Annotated in this window: 21 protein-coding genes; 6 read left to right on the plus strand and 15 right to left on the minus strand. The window is 66.3% G+C overall.

Annotated elements, in window-relative coordinates:
• The first annotated feature begins 45 nt into the window (after nucleotides 1–45).
• Both FHT19_RS20285 and FHT19_RS20290 read left to right on the plus strand, forming a co-directional pair.
• Nucleotides 46–567, plus strand: coding sequence for an Lrp/AsnC family transcriptional regulator (locus FHT19_RS20285; RefSeq protein WP_248290578.1), 522 nt, complete (start codon nucleotides 46–48; stop codon nucleotides 565–567).
• Nucleotides 564–1,172, plus strand: coding sequence for a nucleotidyltransferase family protein (locus FHT19_RS20290; protein WP_169476564.1), 609 nt, complete (start codon nucleotides 564–566; stop codon nucleotides 1,170–1,172). The genes FHT19_RS20285 and FHT19_RS20290 overlap by 4 nt, the downstream gene beginning before the upstream one ends.
• 53 nt (nucleotides 1,173–1,225) lie before the next feature.
• On the opposite strand, the gene FHT19_RS20295 is transcribed toward FHT19_RS20290, so the two are convergent.
• The 4 genes from FHT19_RS20295 to gabT form a co-directional block, all read right to left on the minus strand.
• Nucleotides 1,226–2,092 (minus strand): XdhC family protein, encoded by an 867-nt coding sequence (locus tag FHT19_RS20295; protein ID WP_169476565.1) that lies wholly within the window; start codon nucleotides 2,090–2,092, stop codon nucleotides 1,226–1,228.
• Nucleotides 2,093–2,103: 11 nt separating this feature from the next.
• A complete protein-coding gene (gene ald / locus FHT19_RS20300) occupies nucleotides 2,104–3,219 on the minus strand; it encodes an alanine dehydrogenase (protein WP_168556498.1) in 1,116 nt (371 codons plus the stop codon).
• A gap of 136 nt (nucleotides 3,220–3,355) precedes the next feature.
• Nucleotides 3,356–4,837 carry an NAD-dependent succinate-semialdehyde dehydrogenase gene (locus FHT19_RS20305; RefSeq protein WP_169476566.1) on the minus strand — a complete coding sequence of 494 codons (1,482 nt, stop codon included), beginning with the start codon at nucleotides 4,835–4,837 and terminating at the stop codon, nucleotides 3,356–3,358.
• Nucleotides 4,834–6,120, minus strand: coding sequence for a 4-aminobutyrate--2-oxoglutarate transaminase (gene gabT, locus FHT19_RS20310; RefSeq protein ID WP_169476567.1), 1,287 nt, complete (start codon nucleotides 6,118–6,120; stop codon nucleotides 4,834–4,836). The genes FHT19_RS20305 and gabT overlap by 4 nt, the downstream gene beginning before the upstream one ends.
• A 107-nt stretch (nucleotides 6,121–6,227) precedes the next feature.
• On the opposite strand from gabT, the gene FHT19_RS20315 reads away from it, so the two are divergent.
• Entirely contained in the window at nucleotides 6,228–7,163 is a 936-nt protein-coding gene (locus FHT19_RS20315) for a LysR substrate-binding domain-containing protein (RefSeq protein ID WP_169476568.1), read from the plus strand.
• A gap of 62 nt (nucleotides 7,164–7,225) precedes the next feature.
• Here the strand turns inward: FHT19_RS20315 and FHT19_RS20320 are convergent, their stop codons facing one another.
• From FHT19_RS20320 to FHT19_RS20335, 4 genes are all read right to left on the minus strand, one after another.
• Nucleotides 7,226–7,672 (minus strand): hypothetical protein, encoded by a 447-nt coding sequence (locus FHT19_RS20320; RefSeq protein WP_169476569.1) that lies wholly within the window; start codon nucleotides 7,670–7,672, stop codon nucleotides 7,226–7,228.
• A 110-nt stretch (nucleotides 7,673–7,782) separates the two neighbouring features.
• Nucleotides 7,783–8,694 carry a LysR family transcriptional regulator gene (locus tag FHT19_RS20325; protein WP_169476570.1) on the minus strand — a complete coding sequence of 304 codons (912 nt, stop codon included), beginning with the start codon at nucleotides 8,692–8,694 and terminating at the stop codon, nucleotides 7,783–7,785.
• Between the two features lie 5 nt (nucleotides 8,695–8,699).
• Nucleotides 8,700–10,052 carry an aspartate aminotransferase family protein gene (locus tag FHT19_RS20330; RefSeq protein ID WP_169476571.1) on the minus strand — a complete coding sequence of 451 codons (1,353 nt, stop codon included), beginning with the start codon at nucleotides 10,050–10,052 and terminating at the stop codon, nucleotides 8,700–8,702.
• Nucleotides 10,053–10,183: 131 nt separating this feature from the next.
• Nucleotides 10,184–11,125, minus strand: a complete 942-nt coding sequence (locus tag FHT19_RS20335) for a LysR substrate-binding domain-containing protein (protein ID WP_248290579.1) — start codon at nucleotides 11,123–11,125, stop codon at nucleotides 10,184–10,186.
• Between the two features lie 178 nt (nucleotides 11,126–11,303).
• Here FHT19_RS20335 and FHT19_RS20340 point away from each other — a divergent pair, with 178 nt between their 5' ends.
• Nucleotides 11,304–11,726 carry a cupin domain-containing protein gene (locus FHT19_RS20340; RefSeq protein ID WP_169476572.1) on the plus strand — a complete coding sequence of 141 codons (423 nt, stop codon included), beginning with the start codon at nucleotides 11,304–11,306 and terminating at the stop codon, nucleotides 11,724–11,726.
• Nucleotides 11,727–11,909: 183 nt separating this feature from the next.
• On the opposite strand, the gene FHT19_RS20345 is transcribed toward FHT19_RS20340, so the two are convergent.
• Nucleotides 11,910–12,977 carry a spermidine/putrescine ABC transporter substrate-binding protein gene (locus tag FHT19_RS20345; protein ID WP_169476573.1) on the minus strand — a complete coding sequence of 356 codons (1,068 nt, stop codon included), beginning with the start codon at nucleotides 12,975–12,977 and terminating at the stop codon, nucleotides 11,910–11,912.
• 101 nt (nucleotides 12,978–13,078) lie between these two features.
• Here FHT19_RS20345 and FHT19_RS20350 point away from each other — a divergent pair, with 101 nt between their 5' ends.
• Nucleotides 13,079–15,025, plus strand: a complete 1,947-nt coding sequence (locus tag FHT19_RS20350) for an FAD/NAD(P)-binding protein (RefSeq protein ID WP_169476574.1) — start codon at nucleotides 13,079–13,081, stop codon at nucleotides 15,023–15,025.
• Nucleotides 15,026–15,148: 123 nt separating this feature from the next.
• Here the strand turns inward: FHT19_RS20350 and FHT19_RS20355 are convergent, their stop codons facing one another.
• The 4 genes from FHT19_RS20355 to FHT19_RS20370 all read right to left on the minus strand — a co-directional run bounded on the left by FHT19_RS20355 (nucleotide 15,149) and on the right by FHT19_RS20370 (nucleotide 18,272).
• A complete protein-coding gene (locus FHT19_RS20355; RefSeq protein ID WP_211185018.1) occupies nucleotides 15,149–15,796 on the minus strand; it encodes a site-2 protease family protein in 648 nt (215 codons plus the stop codon).
• Nucleotides 15,797–15,861: 65 nt separating this feature from the next.
• Complete coding sequence (locus tag FHT19_RS20360) at nucleotides 15,862–16,875, minus strand: DUF2167 domain-containing protein (RefSeq protein WP_169476576.1); 1,014 nt, start codon at nucleotides 16,873–16,875, stop codon at nucleotides 15,862–15,864.
• A gap of 240 nt (nucleotides 16,876–17,115) precedes the next feature.
• Entirely contained in the window at nucleotides 17,116–17,457 is a 342-nt protein-coding gene (locus tag FHT19_RS20365) for a hypothetical protein (protein WP_169476577.1), read from the minus strand.
• A complete protein-coding gene (locus FHT19_RS20370; protein WP_168556486.1) occupies nucleotides 17,457–18,272 on the minus strand; it encodes a GntR family transcriptional regulator in 816 nt (271 codons plus the stop codon). Before FHT19_RS20370 ends, FHT19_RS20365 begins: the two co-directional genes overlap by 1 nt.
• A 215-nt stretch (nucleotides 18,273–18,487) precedes the next feature.
• Here FHT19_RS20370 and FHT19_RS20375 point away from each other — a divergent pair, with 215 nt between their 5' ends.
• A complete protein-coding gene (locus FHT19_RS20375; RefSeq protein WP_169476578.1) occupies nucleotides 18,488–19,870 on the plus strand; it encodes an aminotransferase in 1,383 nt (460 codons plus the stop codon).
• A 16-nt stretch (nucleotides 19,871–19,886) separates the two neighbouring features.
• On the opposite strand, the gene FHT19_RS20380 is transcribed toward FHT19_RS20375, so the two are convergent.
• Entirely contained in the window at nucleotides 19,887–20,561 is a 675-nt protein-coding gene (locus FHT19_RS20380) for an alpha/beta fold hydrolase (protein WP_169476579.1), read from the minus strand.
• Nucleotides 20,562–20,572: 11 nt separating this feature from the next.
• Nucleotides 20,573–21,448, minus strand: coding sequence for a methylenetetrahydrofolate reductase (locus FHT19_RS20385; RefSeq protein WP_169476580.1), 876 nt, complete (start codon nucleotides 21,446–21,448; stop codon nucleotides 20,573–20,575).
• Between the last annotated feature and the right edge of the window lie 36 nt (nucleotides 21,449–21,484).

Consider the following 21,484-nt stretch of genomic DNA (forward strand, 5'->3'; position numbering starts at 1 on the left):
GGTAAAATCCTGTGCCAGCATTTTGCACTACCATCACGCCATATCATGGTGCATTCACGCTGCATGGCCGAAATCACCGCTCCGCCCGAACTCGATTCCTGGGATATTCGCATCCTGCAATGCCTCACCCGCGATGGCCGGATGAGCTGGCGCGACTTGGCCGAGGAGATCGGCCTCTCGCTTACCCCCACGATCCGCCGCGTGCGCCAGTTGGAAGCGGCCGGCCTGATCACCGGCTACTTCGCCCGCCTGGACGAACGCGCGCTGGCCGGCAAGATGAGCGTATTCGTCTCGGTCACGCTCGAGAGGCAACAGCGCGAGGCACTGGACCGCTTTGAGGCGCAAGTTGCCGAACTGCCCGAAATCATGAGCGGATTCCTGATGTCGGGCGGGTCGGACTTCCTGCTGCGCTGCGTCGTGCGCGATCTCGATCACTATCGCGAACTGCTCGAACGGCTCACGCAAATCGAAGGCGTGGCCCATGTGCAAAGCAGCTTTGCCCTGAAAACCTTCATCAACCGCCCGGCCCCGCTGATCAGCGAAAGCCGCATCCGGCGCGCGCGATGACCGAGCGCCGCATCGCCCTGGTCCTGCTCGCGGCGGGCCGCGCCAGCCGCTTTGGCGGTGGCAAGCTCTCGGCCCTGCTGGCGGGCAAGCCGGTGATCGAACATGTCGCCGCCGCCACGGCCGCCTTGCCTCTGGCGCAACGCATCCTGGTGGCGGCACCCGGCGTGCCGGACTTGCCCGGCTTCATCCGCGTGGCGCTCGATCCGCCCGACGCCCCCCAGTCCCGCTCGCTCGCGCTGGGCCTTGCCGCCGTGCACGGGGCAGACGCGGTGCTGATCGCCCTGGCCGACATGCCGCTGGTTCCGGCGCAGCATTTCGCCGCCATGCTCGACCGGTTCGATGGTGACCGGCTGACCAGCATTTGCGGTGCCCAGCCCATGCCCCCCGCGTTGCTCGGCGCGCAGCATTTTCCCGCGCTCATGGCGCTGACCGGCGATCGCGGCGCAGGTGCGCTTTTGCGTGATGCGCCCACGCTGGCGCTGACCGCCGCACAAGCGCTGGATGTCGATACGCCCGAAGACCTGGTGCGTGCGGAAGCGCTGCTACCCCCTCCGTCAGCCCTGCGGGCTGCCACCTCCCCCAAGGGGGGAGGATCGAACGGATAGATCCTCCCCCCTCGGGGGAGGCGGCGGCCGCAGGCCGTCGGAGGGGGCGCCCCTCACGCCAGCGGATGCAGCCCCTCATAAGCGCCCAGAATCTCCGCCAGCGCGGACAACGCCAAGACGCCCGGCTCGCGCGTGCGCGGGATCAGGCCGATGGGGCTGGTCACGCGCGAAAGCTGGGTTTCGTTCACACCGTCGCGCGCCAGGTCATCCAGCCGGGTCATGCGCGCGCGCAAGCCGCCTTGTGCGCCGATGTAGAAGGCCGGGGTATCGAGCGCCCAGCGCAGGATCGTGCGCTCCCATTCGTGATCGTGGAACAGCAGCAGCACCGCCGTCCAGGCATCGGCCCGCGCGCCTTGCGGCACGCCGCCCAGGCGCAGGGCGCCGGCGTCTTCCTTGGCATAGACTTGCGTGGCAATGCCCATGGTGTGCGCCAGTGCCGCCGTGGCAGCCAATTCCGCCCCTTCGCCCAGCAGCACCAGCGACAGCGGCGGAATATAGGGCCGCGCGCGCAGCAGGTGTGCGGGCGCGTCATCGGGCACCGGCAAAGGCAGGCTCGCCGGCTGGCGATCATCCAGCGCCGCCACGGCTTGCGCCAGCGCGGCACGATCGGGCGCGGGATCGAGCAGGATGTCCAGCCCACCACCGCAGGGCAGGCGGAAATCGATGATCGGCGATCCCCGGCCATAGCGTTGCAGCAGGGGCACGGCGCCCGGCGCCAGCCCCGCCAGATCGCCCGCCAGTTGCCGTTCCAGGCAGACATCGGCAAGCGAGCCGGCGATGGCTTGCGCCACGCCGGCCCGGCTGGCCGCCATTTGCGCGCCGACGCGGCGCGAGAAGCTGCCGTCGATCCCCACCACCGTGCACAGCCCCGTGCCCTCGTCCAGCGCGGCCCGCAGCGCGGCATGGTCGGTGTGGATCATCGCATCTCCATTCAGCCGATCAGGTCGGCCGCCGGGATATAAGTATAGCCCAGGTCCTTTGCCACCGCTTCATAGGTGACTTTGCCGAACGCCACGTTGAGACCGTTGGCCAGGTGCACGTTGCGCGCCAGCGCGGCTTTCCAGCCCAGGTTGGCAATCGCCAGGGCATGGGGCAGCGTCACGTTGTTGAGCGCATAGGTGCTGGTGCGCGCCACGCCGCCCGGCATGTTGGCCACGCAATAGTGCACCACGCCGTCGACCACGTAAGTCGGTTCGGCATGGGTGGTGGCGTGGCTGGTTTCAAAGCAGCCGCCCTGGTCGATGGCCACGTCCACCAGCACCGCGCCGGGCTTCATCGTGGCAAGCATCTCGCGCGTCACCAGCTTGGGCGCGGCGGCACCCGGCACCAGCACCGCGCCGATCACCAGGTCGGCCTCGGCCACGGCAGCGGCGATATTGGCCTTGCCGGCATAGAGCGTCTTGGCGCGGCTTTCGAAATGGTTGGACAGGCGCTCCAGCACTTCGGGGCTGCGGTCGATGATCGTCACGTCGGCGCCAAGGCCAGCGGCCATCTGCGCGGCATTGAAGCCCACTACGCCGCCGCCGATCACCGCCACTTTGGCCGGCAACACGCCCGGCACGCCGCCCAGCAGCACGCCGCGCCCGCCATGGGCCTTTTCCAGCGCGGTCGCGCCGGCCTGGATCGCCATGCGCCCGGCCACCTGGCTCATCGGCTTGAGCAGCGGCAGGCCGCCGCTGGCATCGGTCACGGTTTCATAAGCGATGCACACCGCGCCCGACTTGACGAGGTCGGCAGTCTGTTCCGGATCGGGTGCCAGGTGCAGGTAGGTGTAAAGGATCTGCCCTTCGCGCAGCATCGCGCGTTCCACCGCCTGCGGTTCCTTGACCTTCACCACCATCTCGGCGCGGGCAAAGACTTCGGCTGCCGTCGCCACGATCTGCGCGCCGGCGGCCACATAGGCTTCATCGGTGGCCCCGATGCCGGCCCCGGCGCCGGTTTCGACCAGCACGGTGTGCCCATGCGCCACGAGTTCATGCGCGCTCTCGGGGGTCAGCCCGACGCGATATTCGTGGTTCTTGATTTCCTTGACGGTGCCGACAAGCATGGCCTGAACTCCCAAAGTGATCCATTGCGATCTCAGCGGGATGATATGGGAAATTCGCTGATGATTTTTCCCTATTTTTGGCGCCACAGCGCCGAATGGCGGGATTTTTTACCAGCCATCCGGCGCCGCGCGCGATTTATGCGGCTGGCACTGCGATGCAGGCCAGCTTCACGTCAAGATAGTCTTCCACGCCCAGATACGAACCTTCGCGGCCCAGGCCCGATTCCTTCACCCCGCCAAACGGGGCCACCTCGGTGGAAATCAGGCCGGTGTTGATGCCCACCATACCATATTCCAGCGCCTCGGTCAGGCGCCACTGCCGCGCGGCATCGTTGGTATAGGCATAGGCCGCCAGGCCCGAGCGCGTGTCGTTGGCCAGGGCCACGGCTTCCGCCTCGCTGGAAAAGCGCACGAGGCCCGCCAGGGGGCCAAAGGTTTCCTCGCGGTTGAGCAGTGCATCGGCCGGCACGTTTGCAATCACCGTGGGTTCGAAGAAACGCGCGCCGATCGCCTGGGCCTGATGCCCGCCGGTCAGCACTTTGCCGCCCTTGGCCACGGCATCGGCCACATGCGCCGTCACTTTGGCAACAGCGCGATCGTCGATCAACGGGCCCTGGTCGGTCGGCCCATCGAGCCCCGGCCCGACGCGGAACGCGGCCACGCGCGCGGCGAGCTTTTGCGCAAAGGCATCGTGCACGGCCTCGTGCACCAGCAGGCGATTGGCGCAGACGCACGTCTGCCCGGTGTTGCGGAACTTGGAAGCCAGCGCCCCTTCCACCGCCGCATCGAGATCGGCATCCTCGAACACGATGAACGGCGCGTTGCCGCCCAGTTCCAGGCTGACTTTCTTCACCGTGCCGGCGCACTGCGCGGCCAGCAGCTTGCCCACCGCGGTCGATCCGGTGAAGGTGAACTTGGCCACGCGCGGATCGCCGGTCAGCACTTCGCCGATCGGCTTGGCCTGGCCCGTCACCACGCTCAGCAGCCCCTTGGGCAGCCCGGCTTCCTCGGCCAGAACAGCCAGCGCCAGCGCGGAAAACGGCGTCAGTTCCGAAGGCTTGATCACGATGGGGCAACCCACCGCCAGGGCCGGGCCGGCCTTGCGCGTGATCATCGCCAGCGGGAAATTCCACGGCGTGATCGCGCCCACCACGCCCACCGGCTGGCGGGTCACGACCAGCCGCCGGTCCGCCTGGTGCGGGGCGATCACGTCGCCACGAATGCGCCGCGCTTCCTCGCCGAACCATTCCAGGAACGATGCGGCATAGCCCACCTCGCCCTTGGCCTCGGCCAGCGGCTTGCCCTGTTCGGCGGTCATGATCGTGGCCAGGTCATCGGCGTGCTCGGCCATCAGCGCGGCCCAGCGCTTGAGCACGGCGCCGCGCTCCTTGGCCGTCTTGGCCTTCCACGGGCCGAACGCGGCGTGGGCGGCAGCCACGGCTTCTTCCGTCTCGGCCGCACCCAGATCGGGCACATGGCCGATCACTGCGCCGGTGGCGGGATTGTCCACCGCGATGGTCTTGGCGCCCTTGCGCCATTCGCCCGCCACGAAAGCGGCCTCGCGCCACAAGTCGGCGCGGCGCAGCGCGGGGCGGGTCACTTCCAGAATATCGTTCATGCCATCACCTTGCCGGCCACCGTTGCCAGGGCCTGTTCCACCAGATCGAAGCCTTCGTCGATCAGTTCGTCCGATGCCGTCAACGGCACAAGCACGCGAATGGTTTCGCCCTTGGTGCCGCATGACAGCAGGATCAACCCCAGATCGAGCGCGGCGGCGGTTACCGCCTTGGCCATGGCGCCATCGGTTTCCCCGGCGGCATTGGTCACGTCGAACCCGAACATCGCGCCCAGCCCGCGAATGTTGGCAACCGGCAGGCCGGCGGCGGCAAAGCCCTCCACCCGCGCGCGCATCCGCGCACCGATGGCGGTGGCGCGGGCGCAGAGGCCCTCCTCGTCGATCACCTCCAGCACGGCGAGCGCCGCCGCGCAGCCGATCGGCGAACCGCCATAGGTGCCGCCCAAGCCACCGGGATCGAGCGCGTCCATGATCGGCGCGCGGCCGATCAGCCCGGCCAGCGGGAAACCGCCAGCGAGCGACTTGGCCACGCAAACCAGATCGGGCTCCACGCCGGAATGCTCGATGCCGAACAGCTTGCCGGTGCGGGCAAAGCCGGCCTGCACTTCATCGGCAATCAGCAGGATGCCGTGCTGGTCGGCCAGCGCCCGCAGCGCTTCCAGGAATTCGGTCGGCGCCACATGAAACCCGCCCTCGCCCTGCACCGGCTCGACGATGAAGGCCGCTACGCGCTCTGGCTCCACATCGGCGGCGAACAGGTACTGGATCGCTTCCAGCGTGCGTTCCACCGTATTGCCATTCAGGCCGGTGGGAAACGGCGCGTGGAACACTTCGCCCGGCATCGGCCCGAAGCGGCGCTTATAGGGGGTGGTCTTGCCGGTCATCGCGCTGGCCAGCAGGGTGCGGCCATGGAACCCGCCGGTAAACGCGATCACGGCGGAACGCCCGGTGGCGGCACGCGCAACCTTCACCGCGTTTTCGGTGGCCTCGGCCCCGGTGGTCAGCAGCAGGGTCTTGGCCGGGCCGGAAAATGGGGCGGCCTCGTTCAATTTTTCCGCGAGCGCGATATAGCTTTCATAAGGACTGACCTGGAACGCGGTGTGGGTGAAGCGGTCGAGCTGCGCCTGGACCGCCGCGATCACCTTGGGATGGCGGTGCCCGGTGTTGAGCACGGCGATGCCCCCGGCAAAGTCGATGTAGCGGCGCCCTTCCACGTCCCACAGTTCGGCATTCTCCGCCCGATCGGCAAAGACGGCAGTGGAAGACGCCACGCCGCGCGGCACGGCCTGTTCGCGGCGGGCAAGAAGGGAAGCGTTGTCGGCCATGGCGGGCACTCCGGGCAAGGAAAACAGATCATGCCTTGTCGCACCAACGGCTTGTGCGCAAAAGCCCACTAATGCTACCCAGATGGTGACCAAGGGTTACCACAACCATGCCAGACCGCCCCCACCTGCCCCCCTTTGCCGCGTTGCGCGCGTTCGAGGCGTTCGGCCGCCACGGCGGGGTGCGCCGCACGGCCACCGCGCTGGGGGTAAGCCACGCCATCGTCAGTCGCCACTTGCGTGCCCTGGAAGACTGGCTGGGCGTGATGCTGGTGGATCGCCAGCACGGCGGATTGACGCCGGCAGGCGAAAGCTATCACGCGCTGATCGGCCCCGCGTTCGATCAATTGTGCAACGCCACCAGCCAGGCGCGGGGGCAGCATGGCGGACGGCTTGACGTGTGGTCGGTGGCCGGCCTCGCCTACTTATGGCTCACCCCCAAGCTGCCCGGTTTCGGCCGCCGCCACCCCGGCATGGCGCTGGACTTGCGGCCCAGCGACAGCCCGCCCGATTTGTCCCGGCGCGAGGCGCATGGCGATATTCGCTGGTATCTCGACGATGCACCGGGCCTCGCCACGCCGCGCAGCCTGATGCGCGAGGCCGTGGTGCGCCCCCGCCTGTTTCCCGTGGCCCGCGCCGATGCACCCTGGCTGAAAGACGCAGCCGTATCCACGCCGCAAGACCTGCTCGCCCTGCCCCTGCTGCACGAGGATTCCGACGCCGAATGGCGCGCCTGGTTTGCCGCGCAGGGCCTGGGGCACGCGCAGCCGCCGGTCTCGGCCCGGCTGTGGCAGGCCCACATGACGCTGGCCGCCGCCGCCGATGGCCAGGGCGTGGCGATCACCAACGGCTTCCTGGCAGCCGAACACCTGCAAAGCGGCCGCCTGGTGGAACTGGGCGCGGGCAATCCCGCCTTCGCCGCGTGCGCGCCGGGCGCCTATTACTTCACCGCCCGCGCCGACATGTGGGACGCCCAACCCATCGCCCACTTCCGCATGTGGCTGACCGAAGCGGTGGCGGCCTCACCGCCCGACTGGCTGGCATAGAGCGCGTGGCGGATGCAGATGGGCGGTTGGGGCCCATAACCAGCCATGCCGTGATCAGGCCTTTAGCGGTCCGGATAAAAAATTATCAGAGAATAGAGCACTGAGCAAAATAATAAGGCTACAATCAGACCCAGGATCATCTGCTGACGAACGGCACGCTGATGAACATCAACAGCCTTTTTCGACGCAATGAGTATCATCAAGACGATAATAACGTCGGGTAGCGCAAAGATCATAAGCTCTCCGCGAGAGGGGCGGCGGTCCATAATAGGTGTAAAAAACAATAGGACGTTCACGATCAGGCAAATAAAAAACGCGGGGCGGGGCCATCTTTCCCCAGGATAATCCTTTCCTAGCTTGAAGATGAGCACGAGGCACGCAACAGCGCATGCAATGCGGTATGTCGTTGCGAAAGGTATCCCGACGTAGCTCTCCAGGGCGATGCCGGTCAGGACTGCCCCAATAACTCCGCCAAGCGCTAAACCCACACGTTTGAAATAAGCGAGCAATGTCCTGCCCTCCGAAGTCGCATCTATAACGCAGGGCAAATGCCACCTGCAAGGAACGGCCGCTAAACAACATTTTAAGTCCGTTCCTTCGTCGGCGGTGACCAAGGCAGCTAACCCCAACTCCCCACCGGAAATCCCGCTTCCGCGCGCAGCCAGTCCGCCAAGGCATGCACGTGCACATCGCCCCGCCCCTTGGCGCGCACCACCATGGTCAGTTGCGCCGCCCCCGGCCACACGCGGTCACTCACGGGCACCAGTTCGCCCCGCGCCACCCAGGGCGCGGCATAAGCCTGCGCGGCCAGGGCCAGGCCCAATCCGTCGGCTGCGGCGCCGAGCAGGCCGGGCACGGCGGTAAACGTCGGCCCGGCGATCAAGGCATCGCCGCCGGGCATCGCCAGCCCGAAATGCGCAAACCAGCCCGCCCAATCCACCGGGCCTTCATCATGCAGCAGCGGCACCGGAGGCCCGCCATCGAGGAACATCGCGCCCGCTTGCGCCAGGGCCGGCGCGGCATAGACGGCGTGGTCCAGGCGCAGCAGCACTTCCTCGGGCAAGCCGGTGTCGCCGGCATCGGGCGCGTCCGTCAGGAAGATGTCCAGTTCGGTCGTGTCGAAATCCACGGCCAGGCCCCGGCTGTCGAGCCACAGGTCCATGCCCGGCAGATCGGCCATGAGCCGCCCCAGCCGGGGCTGCAACCAGCAGCCGGCAAAGCCCGCATCGGCATAGACGATCACCGAATTGGCCTTGCGATAAGGTGCCAGGCGGCTCACCCCGCCGCGCAGCACCTTGAGCATGTCGCGCACCGTGCGGTGGAAATCGCGGCCCGCGTCGGTCAGCACCACCTGGCGATAGACCCGGCGGAACAAGGCGTGGCCCAGCGCCTCTTCCAGATTGCGCACCTGGTGGCTGATCGCCGATTGGGTCAGCCCCAGTTCCTGCGCGGCGGCGGCAAAGCTGCCCAGCCGCGCGGCGGCCTCGAACCCTTCCAGGGCTTTGAGCGGGGGAAGGCGGTCGCGTGCCATGGGCCTCAGGCCAGGTCGGTCAGGATCTCGCGCAGCATGGCAAAAATCGTGTCGATCTGCGGGGCCGTGATCATCAGCGGCGGCGAGAGCGCAATGATGTCTCCCGTCACGCGGATCAGCAGGCCGGCATCGAACGCGCGGTGGAAGGCCTCCATCGCCCGCGCGCCCGGCGCCCCCGCGCGCGGGGCCAGTTCGATGCCCGCCACCAGGCCCAGATTGCGAATGTCGATCACATGCGGGCAATCGGCCAGGCTATGCGCCGCCGCTTCCCACTGCGCAGAGAGCGCCGCGGCGTTTTCAAACAGCCCTCCCTCGCGATAGAGCTGCAAGGTGGCCAGGCCCGCCGCCGCCGCCACGGGATGGCCGGAATAGGTATAGCCGTGGTAGAACTCGATGCCTTCCGGGCTGCCGTTCACCACGGTGTCGTGCACCTCCCGGCTGGCGATCACCGCACCCATCGGCACGGTGCCGTTGGTAAGCCCCTTGGCCGTGGTGATGATATCGGGCGTCACGCCGAAATATTCGGCCGCCGTGGCCGTGCCCAGGCGGCCAAAGCCGGTAATCACTTCATCGAAGATCAGCAGGATGCCATGCTTGCGCGTGATCTCGCGCAGCGCCTGGAGATAGCCCTGCGGCGGCACCAGCACCCCGGTGGAGCCGGCCACCGGCTCCACGATCACGGCGGCGATCGTTTCGGGGCCGTGCAGCGCCACCAGTTCTTCCAGTTCCTCGGCCAGGCCACCATTGCCCGGCTGCATCCCGCGACAGAACCGCACCGCCTGGCCATGGGTGTGGGAAAGGTGATCCACCCCCCACACCTGCGAAACGAAGCGGCGCCGGTTGCCGCCGATGCCGCCCACCGAAAGCCCGCCGAAATTGGTGCCGTGATAGCCGCGCTGCCGCCCGATCAGGCGGAACCGCGTGTGATCGCCGCGCGCATGGTGATAGGCCAGCGCCATTTTCAGCGCGGTATCGGCGCTTTCCGAACCGGAATTGGTGAAGAACACCCGGTCCATTCCCGCCGGCATGATCCGCGCCACTTCGCTGGCCAGGCGAAACGGCAGGGGGTGCCCGAGCTGGAACGTGGGCGCAAAATCGAGCGTGGCGGCCGCTTCGGCAATCGCCGCCGTGATCGCTGCGCGGCCATGCCCGGCGTTCACGCACCACAGACCGGCCGTGGCGTCCAGCACCTGGCGCCCATCGGCCGTGGTATAGTGCATGTCCTTGGAAGCCACGAACAGGCGCGGGTTCTGCTTGAAGAACCGGTTGTTGGTGAACGGCATCCAGAAGTGGTCAAGGTCCACGCCGTCCATGCTGGCCGGATCGAGCGAGGCAAAAGGCTGGGTCTGGCTGGCCATGAAACGCTCCTGCATGGTCGGCTGCCTGGGGCAATGCCGTGAATTGTTTTCAAGTCATGCTTTGATAAAGCGCGGCCTGCGGCGGGAGGGGGAAAAGCGGCCGGGTATGGTGCAGGCCATGCACCACAGCCTTATTCCACCCGTTCGCGCAGGAACCGGCGCAGTTGCGCAATCGCCGGATTGTTGGCCCGATCGGCACGCGTCACCATGCAATAAGACCCGATCGCCACCGCCGTGGCACCGGGCACCGCCAATTCCACCAAGGCCCCGCTGGCGAGGTCTTCTGCCACCAGGTAGCGGTTGGCCAGCGCCAGCCCACGCCCGGCGCGCGCCGCCGCCAGCGCAAGGTGGGCATGCCACAAGAGCGCGCCAGGCAAAGCCTGCTGCCCCACATCCAAGCCATTGCCACGCAGCCAGAACCGCCACTGCTCGTGATGCTCTTCATGAAGCAGCGGCGCCGCCAGCAGGTCTGCCACCCCGGAAATGCCGGAAAGGCTGGCGGCCAGTGCCGGGCTGGCCACCACCAGCAGCGGCGGCCGCGCCAGCACCAGCGTGTGCAACCCCGGCCCGCCCGGCTGCGGCAGCCATTCGTCGCCGTAAAAGCGGATGTCCACGTCCGCTTCGAACTGGATCAGGTTGGCCGGGCGATCGGTGGGACGCAGTTCCACCTGGAAACCCGGCCCGTTCTGTTCGAACGCGGCGATCTGGGCGGAAAGCCATTGCGTGGCAAAGCCTGGCACGCACCACAGGCGCAAATCGTGGATCTGGCCCTGGGCCATGATCTCGCGCGTGGCGGAAACCACATCGAGCATCGCGGCCGAAACCCGCGCGTGATAGGCCTGCCCCGCCTCGGTCAGCGTCAGCCGCCCGCCCTGGCGATCCACCAGCATCACGCCCAGCCATTCCTCCAACGCCTTGAGGTGCCGGCTCACCACCGTATGGTCCAGCCGCAGCAGCGCCGCGGCACGCCGCACCCCGCCCACGCGGCCCACCACTTCGAACGCGCGCAGGGCGGCAAAGGGCGGAATGGCCTTGCCCGACAGGAAATCGCCCGAAGCAGTTTCGTTTGGCACGATGCCCCCATATGCCTGCATGTCGTCGGTTGTGCGATCGCATCATAGCACGAATGAAACGGTGCACCAGATGCACCGAACGTCGTCAGATCGCACCGGCTGCGGCCACCTGGGCAGTTGACGGCGGCGCCGGCACCCGCGATTGAGATCGCAGTATCTTGCCACAGGAGACCGTCCGATGCGCCCGATCCCCAAACTTGCCCTGGCGCTGTGCCTGGGCCTTGCCCTGCCCATCCCTGCCGCCCTGGCCGATACTGGCGCTGCCAGCATCGCCAAGCCGGCCAAGCTCGCCAGCAGCGCGGTGACTGCGGCCCTCGCCGGCAGCGCCGCGCACCACAGCAGCGAAGGCGGCGTGGCCGTGTCAGACCTGCCGCAGCTGCATTCGGCCGACAAGAAGTTCATGAGTGGCGCCTATGCCGTGGCCGGCCCCAACCACGACAGCTTCACCGGCGAAGGCTATCCGGTGAACGAATTCATGGTGTTCCTCTCGGGCGGCGTCACGCTCACTTCGGCCGATGGTACCGTGCTGGAGGTGAAGGCCGGGGATTCGGTCTCCATTCCCAAAGGCTGGCTCGGCACCTGGGATTCGAAGGGATATTAGAAGTTCTACGTGGTCTATGACCCGGAAAAGCCGGTTGAATAAGATACTTAAAGCCCCCTCTTCTTCAGAGGAGGGGGTTGGGGGTGGTGCTGGGCCTAAAGCCACGCGCATGACGTCCACCACCCCCCAGCCCCCTCCTCTAAAGAGGATGGGGAGAGAAGCGCCTTCCCCCACGCCCGTACTTTACGCCGCGCGCACGCGGGTGATCACGTCCTGGAACGCGCGATAGGCATCCTCGCCCAGGTAATTGGCGTATTGGCACTTGGCCAGCGCCGCTTCGGGCGGGAAGATCGCCGGATTGTCGCGATATTCGGCGTCCATCTGCGCCAGCGCGGCGCCATTGGGCGTGGGATAGCGGATGGTGCGCGAAATGTCGGCGCCCGCCTCCGCGCTCAGCAGGTAGTTGATGAACGCGTGCGCGGCATCGGGATTGGGCGCGCCGGTGGGAATGCACAGCTGGTCGGATTGCAGGATGCTGCCTTCCTTGGGCACCACGAAAGCGAGGTCCTTGTCCTCGCGCATCACCTGGGCAATGTCGCCGTTGTATTCGATCACGATGTCGCAATCGCCCGACAGCAGCAGGTCTTGCCCGTTGTCGTCATGGAACGTGGCGATGTTGCCCTTCTGGCGGATCAGCAGGTCCTGCACTTTGGCCAGGGCGCCCTTGTCGAACGTGTTCATGTCGGCGCCCAGGTAGATTTCGGTCAGCCGGCACAGATCCGCCGCGTCAGAGAGCACGGCGATGCGGCCCTTGTACTGCGGCGAATCCAGCACCCATTTCCAGCTGTCGGGCACGCCCTGGATCTTGGACTTGCGATAGCCGATGCCCAGCACCAGCCAGGTATAGGGCATGGCATATTTGCGGCCGGGATCGAACGGCGCATCCTGGAACCGCGGCAGGATGTTCTTGGCATTCGGAATCTTGGCGTGGTCCAGCGGCATCAGCATATTGGCCTTGGCCATGCGCTGCACGAAATCGTTGGCCGGCACCACCACGTCATAGCCGGGATTGCCGCCACGCAGCTTGGCAAACAGCTCGTCGTTGTTGGAATAGAGGCTCATGTTCACGCCGATGCCGCTGGCCTTTTCAAAGCCCGACAGCGTGTTCTTGCCGACGTAGGTATCCCAGTTGTAGAAATTGACCATCTGCGAAGGATGCTTCTTGCATCCCGCCAGCCCCGAAAAGGTGATGCCGACCGCAGCCGTGCCAAGGCCGGCCAAAAATCCGCGCCTTGAAGGGGTTGCTTGCATGGGTGCCCTCATGGTTGGCCCGGTTCGATATCGGGCATTGCTTTTGCGCACGATATGTGATCACAGGATGCAGGTAAAGCCTTTCATCATAGGTGATCAAAATGGCATCCGAAGGCAATCCCGGCGGAAGGCTGACGCGCCGCACATTTGTGAAAACCGGTTCGGCCACCGCCGCCACCGCCATGGCCGCTCCCGCCGTTGCCACCCTGCCCAAGGCCAAGGCGCCCAAGCCCGGCGCGCCCGCCGCCCCCTTGCCCGCGCATCCGGGGGAACCAGGCGGTTATTACCCGCCGCTGCGCACCGGCATGCGCGGATCGCATCCCGGCTCGTTCGAAGTGGCGCACGCCCTGCGCGATGGCCAGGCGGTGGGTCAGGCATTGGCCGGCCCGGCGCACGAAAGCTATGACCTGGTGGTGGTGGGCGGGGGCATCAGCGGGCTTTCCGCTGCGCTGTTCTACCGTGATCGCAACCCGGCCGCCAAGATCCTGATCCTAGAAAACCACGACGATTTCGGCGGCCATGCCAAGCGCAACGAATTCAAGGTGCGCGGCCACACCCTGCTGATGAACGGCGGCACCGCCGGCATCGAAAGCCCCACGCCCTACAGCAAGGTGGCCGATGGCCTGTTGAAGCGCCTGGGGATCGACGTGCCCGCGCTGGCCAAGGCCTATGGCGGGGCAGAGGCCGACGAAGGCATGCTGGCCGGCGTGAAGCTGGGCCGCGCGGTGTTCTTCGACAAGGAAAGCTTCGGCGCCGATGCGCTGATCCCCCTGCCCGACGATGCCCCGCTGGGTGAGGCGCTGGTCAAGGCGCCGCTTTCCCCCGCCGCCCGCGCGCAGATCGCCGCGCTGGAATCGGGCGAGACCGATCCGCTCGGCGCCATGCCGATGGCCGAGCGCAAGGATTACCTCTCCACCATCAGCTATCGCGATTACCTGATCAAGCACGGCGGCCTGTCCGAAGAAGCCATGCTGTTCTACCAGAACCGCCCGCTCGGGTGGTGGTGCGTGGGCGCCGACGGCATCTGCGCGCTCGATGCCTGGGGCACCGGATTCTTCCCCGGTTTCAAGGGCCTGAAGCTGGAACCGGGCGGCACCATGCGCATGGGCTATACCCCGCGCGGCTTTGCCAGCACCGGCGGCAGCTATGATTTCCACTTCCCCGATGGCAACGCCACGATCGCCCGCCGGCTGGTGGCCGACCTGATCCCCGGCTTCATGGCGCCAGGCCTGACGGTGGAGCAATCGATCCTTGCCCCGGCCAACTATGCCGCGCTCGACCGCCCCGAAAACGCCGTGCGCCTGCGCCTCTCCAGCATTGCCGTCCACGCCGTGAACCGCGCCCAGGCCGGGGCAGACGTGGTCTATTCCCACGCCGGCAAAGTGCACAAGGTGGCCGCGCGCCACGTGGTCATGGCCTGCTACAACATGATCATCCCCTACCTCGTGCCCAGCATGCCGGCGGCGCAGAAGGAAGCGCTGCACGAACTGGTCAAGGAACCGCTGGTCTATGTCAGCGTCGCGCTCGACAACTGGCGCGCCTTTGCCAAGGCCGGCATCAGCGGCATCCAGTTTCCCCAGGCCTGGTTCCAGAGCGCCAACCTCGATCACGCCGTGGCCCTGGGCGGCTATGCCGGGCCGAAATCGCCCGACGATCCCATCCTGCTGCACCTGACCGGCATTCCCCACCAGCCCGGCCTGCCCGAACACGACCAGAGCCGCGCCGGCCGCATGGAACTGCTCGGCACCGACCTCGCCCTGTTCGAAACCCGCATCCGCGACCTGCTCACCCGCGCCATGGGCCCCTATGGCTTTGACGCGGACAAGGATATCGCGGCCATCACGGTGAACCGCTGGCCCCACGGCTATGCCCCCGAATTCAACGCCCTGTGGGACAAACAGCAGGACGACGACCCAAACGCCCCCAACAAGATCGCCCGCCAACGCTTCGGCGCGATCACCATCGCCAACTCCGACAGCGGCCGCGCCGCCTACACCGACAGCGCCATAGACCAAGCCTGGCGCGCGGTGGGGGAATTGCTGGGGTAAGGCGGGAGGCAGCCAAAAGCCCCCTCCTCTTCAGAGGAGGGGGTTGGGGGTGGTGCGAAGCCTGGCAAAAGGCTTGAAGAAAAAGGAAAACGTAGGGGCTTGTCGCCCCTGCACCCCGTTGATTCAGGACAAGCCGCCCAGTTCCTCGTGCACCATGCTGGTCATGACCGCGACATAGGCCAGCAAGCCGAGATAGAGCGCCGCATATTCAAACTTCGTTTCGGCCGGAATACCGTAATAGGCTTGGTTCTCCGGGTCTTCGGGATCGAAGTGCCAGGCCTTTTTGAGCGCAGGAACGGCCATGATCGCGATCATCACCAAGAGCGGGCTGGGATGATAGAACAGCATGCCCAGCATGATCGGCACCCCTACGAACCAGACCCTTGGCCCCAAAATCCCGGTAATGCGTCCGCCATCCAGTGGCGATAGCGGAATGAGATTGAAAAAGTTCAGGAAAAATCCGGAGTAGGCCACCGCCATCAAAACCGGGCTACCGTTCTCGCGCGCCAGGAAATAGCAGACCGCCGCCCCGACAGTCCCCAGAAAAGGCCCCGCCAGCCCGACGAATGCCTCTACCTGGGCATTCATCGGCTGCTCTTTCAGTTCGATCCACGCGCCAACAAAAGGGATGAACGTGGGGGCACCCACCGCCAAACCCTTGTAGCGCGCCGCCAGATAATGGCCCATTTCATGAACGAAGATGAGGCCGATGAAGCCCGCGGCATAGCGCCAGCCGAACGCCAGTGCATACAATCCCAGCGAGACGATCATGGTGATCGCGGTGCCGCCCAGTTTGCCCAGCTTGAAGACGCCAAAAACAAGCGCCAGCAACTTGATCATGCCACAGGCCTTGCCTCTTCCGGCGACTTGGTCAGCACAACGGCCGGCTCGGGATCGGGCGCGACGGCACCTTCCGGTGCGGCAGGCTCGGAGGGATCAGGCTCTGCCGTCACATATTCGGCAAACGGGTCCTCGTCCTCCTTCCGGCCGAACAGGCGCGCGATGCGGCGGCGCAATGCGGCCCACCCGCCCAACACGACAAAGATCACCAACTTCCAGATCTTGAGCAGGAAGACCCCGATGACCGCGAGCAGACCCATCTTCTTGATCGCGACGGCACCGATCAGGCCGGCCAGGCCAAAGGCGGCAACCTTGTCGGTCGACGAGTCAAAGTCCTCGTAGCGCTTTCCGGGGTTGAACGACAACCCGGCCAGATCGGCCTGAACCGCGCTCTTGTCCGCCGCCACAGCGGTCGAATCGGTCAGGAGATTGAGCGTAAAGAAGCCTTCCCGGCCAAGGGCATAGGTGTTGTAGTTGATCGTCTCCGGTCGCCCATCGGACGTGCCGCGATCATGCGCGGCAATGGACCAGACCAGTTGGTGACGAGCGCCATCGTAGACCGGCTGCTGCACCCACCCGGTGATGTCCAGAGCAGGCATGCCGCGCGCCTGCCGGCCCTTGTTGTCCTCCTCGGTGCCCGCCTTCAGGCTCTCCAGCAGGGCGTCCGGCTCCCATTCCTTGGCATCGCCGTCCTTGACATAGCCTTCCTTGGCCCAGACGATATCGATGATCCAGTTGTCCTTCCCATTGGCGGGAAGAATGAGGCCAAATCGCGAATCCAGCGTGCGATTGCCCAGCACAGCCATCAAGCGATTGGCCGTGGACGCCGGAACGAAAACCTGCCCTGCGGGGAGGTTGAGCGTACCCTGGTCGAGCAAGGCGATCTGGCGCGGCCCCACTTGCGCAACGCGGCCGATCTCCTGCCAAACGGCTTTCGCCTCCGCCTCGCGGTCTGCGGCGTCGAGCGCGGCAAACTTGTCTGCCGGCGGTGCCGGCTGCAATGGCGGCATTTGCGCATGGGCTGCCTGCGGCAAAATTGCCGGGGCCATCAAGGAAACGAGAATGGCCGCCGCAAAGCGCCGTCCATGGCGCTTTGCGCCAAGATCAGTACAATGAATCATGATGCCCCCGTCCAAGGCGCGAGCACGCGCCCCCAAGCGGTAGACATAATCAGAAACAAAAAAGAGCAAAAGCCTTTAAAACCGCCACTTGGTCCGAAACGAGAATAATAAAAACGGCGTCCTACCCCCTCACCGCCCCTTCTTGGTCACACTCGCGGTAAAGTCCGGGTCCTTGTTCGCCACCCAGTCCACGAACTTGCGGATCGGCGGGTGGGCCAGCAGCACGTCGACATCCAGCCCCGCGCGTTGCAGTTCGGAGTTGGTGAAGTTGGCGGTCAGGGTCTGCTGGCAGATGCCGTGCATCGGCACCACGTCGCGGCCGCCGCGGCTCTTGGGCACGGGGTGGTGCCACACGATGGTGCTGCCGGTGGGCCGGCCGCAGAGCCAGCAGGGGACGGGCGGCGGGGCTTCATCTTCGGTGGCTTCGGGTTCGTCAGCCCAGCCGCCGCGCTTGGCGTGTTTGCGGGCCATCAGAGGTTCAGCCGGTCCCAGTCCTGCATCAGGTCTGCGCAATCGCCGATGTCGCCGGCGATGGCATCGTGCAGCCCCTGCGCATCGCCCTTGGCGATGGCCTTGGCCGCCGCCTGGTGGTGATCGACCATGGCGGCGGTGCCATAGCGGCCATAGACCACGCGCATGAACGGGCCGAACTGCATCCACAGGCTTTCGATCATGCGGTTGGCCAGCGGCATCGGCGCCGCGCCATAGATCAGCGAGTGGAAGCGGAAGTTCGATTCCATGTAGGCGTTCACGTCGCCTTCGCCCAGCGCCGCGTCGGTCGCCTCGTCGGCCGCGCGAATATCGCGCAGGCGCTCGGCATCGATGTGCGGCAGGGCGGCCACGGCGGCGACGGGTTCGAGCAAGGTGCGCAGGCGCATGATCTCGTCAAAGCGCTCCAGCGTCATCTTGGGCACCATCACCGCGCGCTTGGATCGGATGTCCACCGCGCCTTCGGCCGCGATGCGGCTGAGCGCATCGCGCACCGGCATCTGGCTCACGCCCATCTGCTGGGCCAGGCCGCGCGTGGAAATGCCCACGCCCGGCGCGATCTTGCCGGTGATCAGGCGATAGCGCAGGTCTTCATAGACCTGCTCGCGCAGCGAGGAGGTCACTTCGCCCTCGTCCGCCTTGGCCGCCGCGGCTTTGGCACCGGCCGCCTTGGTTGCGCGCGCCACGCGGGCCACGGGCGCCTTGGCCACGCCCTTGGGCGTTGCAGGCTTGCTCGCGGCTGCCTTGCCCGTTGCCGCCTTTGCCTGGCCCTTTGCCGTGGTGGCGCCGATCTTCATGCCTGTCTTTTCCAAATCAACCTGTCTTCGTGATGGCGGTTCTTCATGCCGCTGGGGCCTGTCTGCGAAACCGTGATCTTGGATCAGGCCCAGCCGTTTGCACCCGTGATGAACCTTTTGCGCGGCCGCGCCAAGGGTTTTCGTTTGACGAGCCCAAAGGGCAACCGTATCTGTGATCTTAGAATACACGGGTGGGACAAATTCGGGATCACGTCATGACCATCGTTCGCAACCACGATATCGCCACCTTGCGCCAGCTTGACGTGGCCCACCACCTGCCTGCCCAATCGAGCTATGCCCTGCAACAGCAATTGGGCGGCAGCCGCGTGATCACCCATGCACAGGGCTGCACGATCACCGATGGCGAAGGGCATTCCCTGCTCGATGGCATGGCCGGGCTGTGGTGCGTGAACGTGGGCTATGGCCGCGATGAACTGGCCGACGTGGCGCGCGCGCAGATGCTGGAATTGCCGTTCTACAACACCTTCTTCCGCACCGCCACGCCGCCGCCGATCGAACTGGCCGCGCGCCTGGCCGGCCTGCTGGGTGGCGAACTGCAGCACGTGTTCTTCAACAACAGCGGTTCGGAATCCAACGATACCGTGTTCCGCCTGGTGCGCACGTACTGGGCGCTCAAGGGGCAGCCCAAGCGCACCGTGTTCATCAGCCGGCGCAATGCCTATCACGGCTCCACCGTGGCCTCGGCCAGCCTGGGCGGCATGGATTTCATGCATGTGCAAGGCGGCATGCCGATCCCCGGCGTGGAGCACGTGATGCAGCCCTATGCCTTCGGTGAAGGCTTTGGCGAAGACCCGGAAAGCTTTGCCACCCGCGCCGCCGCCGCGATCGAGGAACGCATCCTGGCCATCGGCCCTGAAAACGTCGCCGCCTTCATCGGCGAGCCGGTGCAGGGCGCGGGCGGCGTGATCATTCCCCCGCCCACTTATTGGCACAAGGTGGAGGCGATCTGCCGCAAGTACGGCATCCTGCTGGTGTCCGATGAAGTGATCTGCGGCTTTGGCCGCCTGGGCGCCTGGTTCGGCTTCCAGCACTTTGGCTTTACCCCCGATATCGTCTCGATGGCCAAGGGCCTGTCATCGGGCTACCTGCCGATCTCGGCCACCGGGGTCAGCCGCGAAATCGTGGAAACGCTGCGCGCGTCGGGCGAGGAGTTTACCCACGGCTATACTTATTCCGGCCACCCGGTCTGCGCGGCCGTGGCGCTGCGCAACCTGGACATCATCGAGCGCGAAGACCTGGTCGGCCGCACCGCACGCGACACCGGGCCCTATCTGGCCGCGGCCCTGGCAGAACGCCTTGCCCCGCACCCGCTGGTGGGCGAGGCGCGCTCGCTCGGCCTGATCGGCGCGGTAGAGATCGTGGCGGAAAAAGGCACGAACCGTCGGCATGGGAAAGGCGGCCAGGCCGCCCCGATCGTGCGCGACCATTGCATCGCGCGCGGACTGATGGTGCGCGCGGTGCGCGACACCATCGTGATGAGCCCGCCGCTGGTGATCACCCATGCGGAAATCGACCGGCTGGTGGATACCATCGCGGCCGCGCTCGATGCCGCGCAGGACGAACTCGCCGGGCTTTGAGCGCGGCGCTGGCCGCTCAGCCCGCTGCGGCGCCCAGCACGATCGTGCGCAAGTCCTCTGGCGCGTCGGCCATCACGAAATGGCCGCCGCCCACCTCGTGGTATTCCCACGCGGGGTCCTGGCGCACCGCCTGGGCAAAGCGGGCAAAGGGCGTGGGCTGCCAGCCGGTGGCGAAGATATAGATGCGGCGCGGCACCTGGGCTTCCTCGCCCGTCAGGCGCACCGCCTCCACCAGCGTCAGCAAGGGATGCGGCGTGAGGCGCGGATCGGCAAAGCCGGGGAGTGGCGCAATCGCGCCGGGCGTGTGCTTCTGCCCGTCGATATAGTGCGCGTGTTCCCAATCGCCGGTCAGGTTCCACAAGGACTGGCCATCACCGGGCAGGAACGCATCGACATAGACCAGCGTGTCGATCCGCGAGCCCAGCCGCGCGGCAAGGCCGGTGATCACCATGCCGCCATAGCTGTGCCCGACCAGCACGAAGCGATCGAACCCGGCACGCGCCACTTCGGCTTCGACATGGGCGATATGGTCGCTCAGGGTAATGCCGGGGTGCAAGTGCGCCGCATCGGCGCCCAGGCCGGGCAGATCGACCGCCACCACGCGATGGCCGGCAGCGCGCAATTCGCCCGCCAGTTGTTCGAAGCACCATGCGCCGCACCAGGCGCCATGGACCAGGACGTAATCAGCCATGTCAGGCTCCTTCAGGCAGGATGGCGACGGCGATAGTCCTCGATCCATTCCACGGTCTTCTTGAGCCCGCCGAACGGATAGAAATGCAGCCGCACGCGGCCATGCTGCGGCCCCAGGCCACGGGCAAAGGCATCGACCAGCTTGTCCGGCCCCGCACTGCCGATCAGGTTGCCCAGCGAAATGCCGTACTTCTTCATCACGCTGGCCGAAGCGCCCACGCCGCAGCGCGCGGCGAACGAGAGCAGGCGCTTGATCCCGGCCGGGCCAGGCACGCCGATCCGCACCGGCGCATCGATGCCGCGCGCGCGCAGCTTTTCCAGCCAGACGAGGAACGAATCCGCATCGAAACCGAACTGGGTGACGATCAGCGGGGCCATGCCGCGCGCGGTGATTTCCGCCACTTTCTTGTCCAGCACGGCCCAGCATTCCGCTTCGCTCATGTTGGGGTGGCCATCGGGGTGGCCGCCAATGCCGATCGCGGTAATCCCCGCGCGCTCGAACGCGCCGGTGGCGATCAGGGCAGAGCTATCGAAGAACGGGCCCTGCGGCTCGGGCGGATCGCCCGCCACGATGAAGCAGCGGCGCACGCCAGCCCGCTCCACCACGGCCTGAAGGTAAGCCTCGAATTCGGGCACGTCGATGATCCGCCGCGCCGAAAAGTGCGGCATCGGCTCGAAACCCAGCTCGCGCACGGCAATGGTGGCGGCAATGCGGGCCTCGGCTTCCTCGCCGGGCAGGAACGTGACGGCCACGGGCGTTTCGGGCGGGATCAGGGGGGCGGCTTCGCGCAAGGACTCGATGTCCTTCGCGGTCATTTCCAGCGAATAGCCGTCGGTGATGCCGGCCGGTTCCTTGTCCCAATTGGGATGAATCTGTGCGTATGCCATCCTCTGATCCCTCGCCCACGTGTGTTGTTATCGTTT

Source organism: Novosphingobium sp. SG919 (assembly GCF_012932495.1).
Classification (GTDB): Bacteria; Pseudomonadota; Alphaproteobacteria; order Sphingomonadales; family Sphingomonadaceae; genus Novosphingobium; species Novosphingobium rhizosphaerae.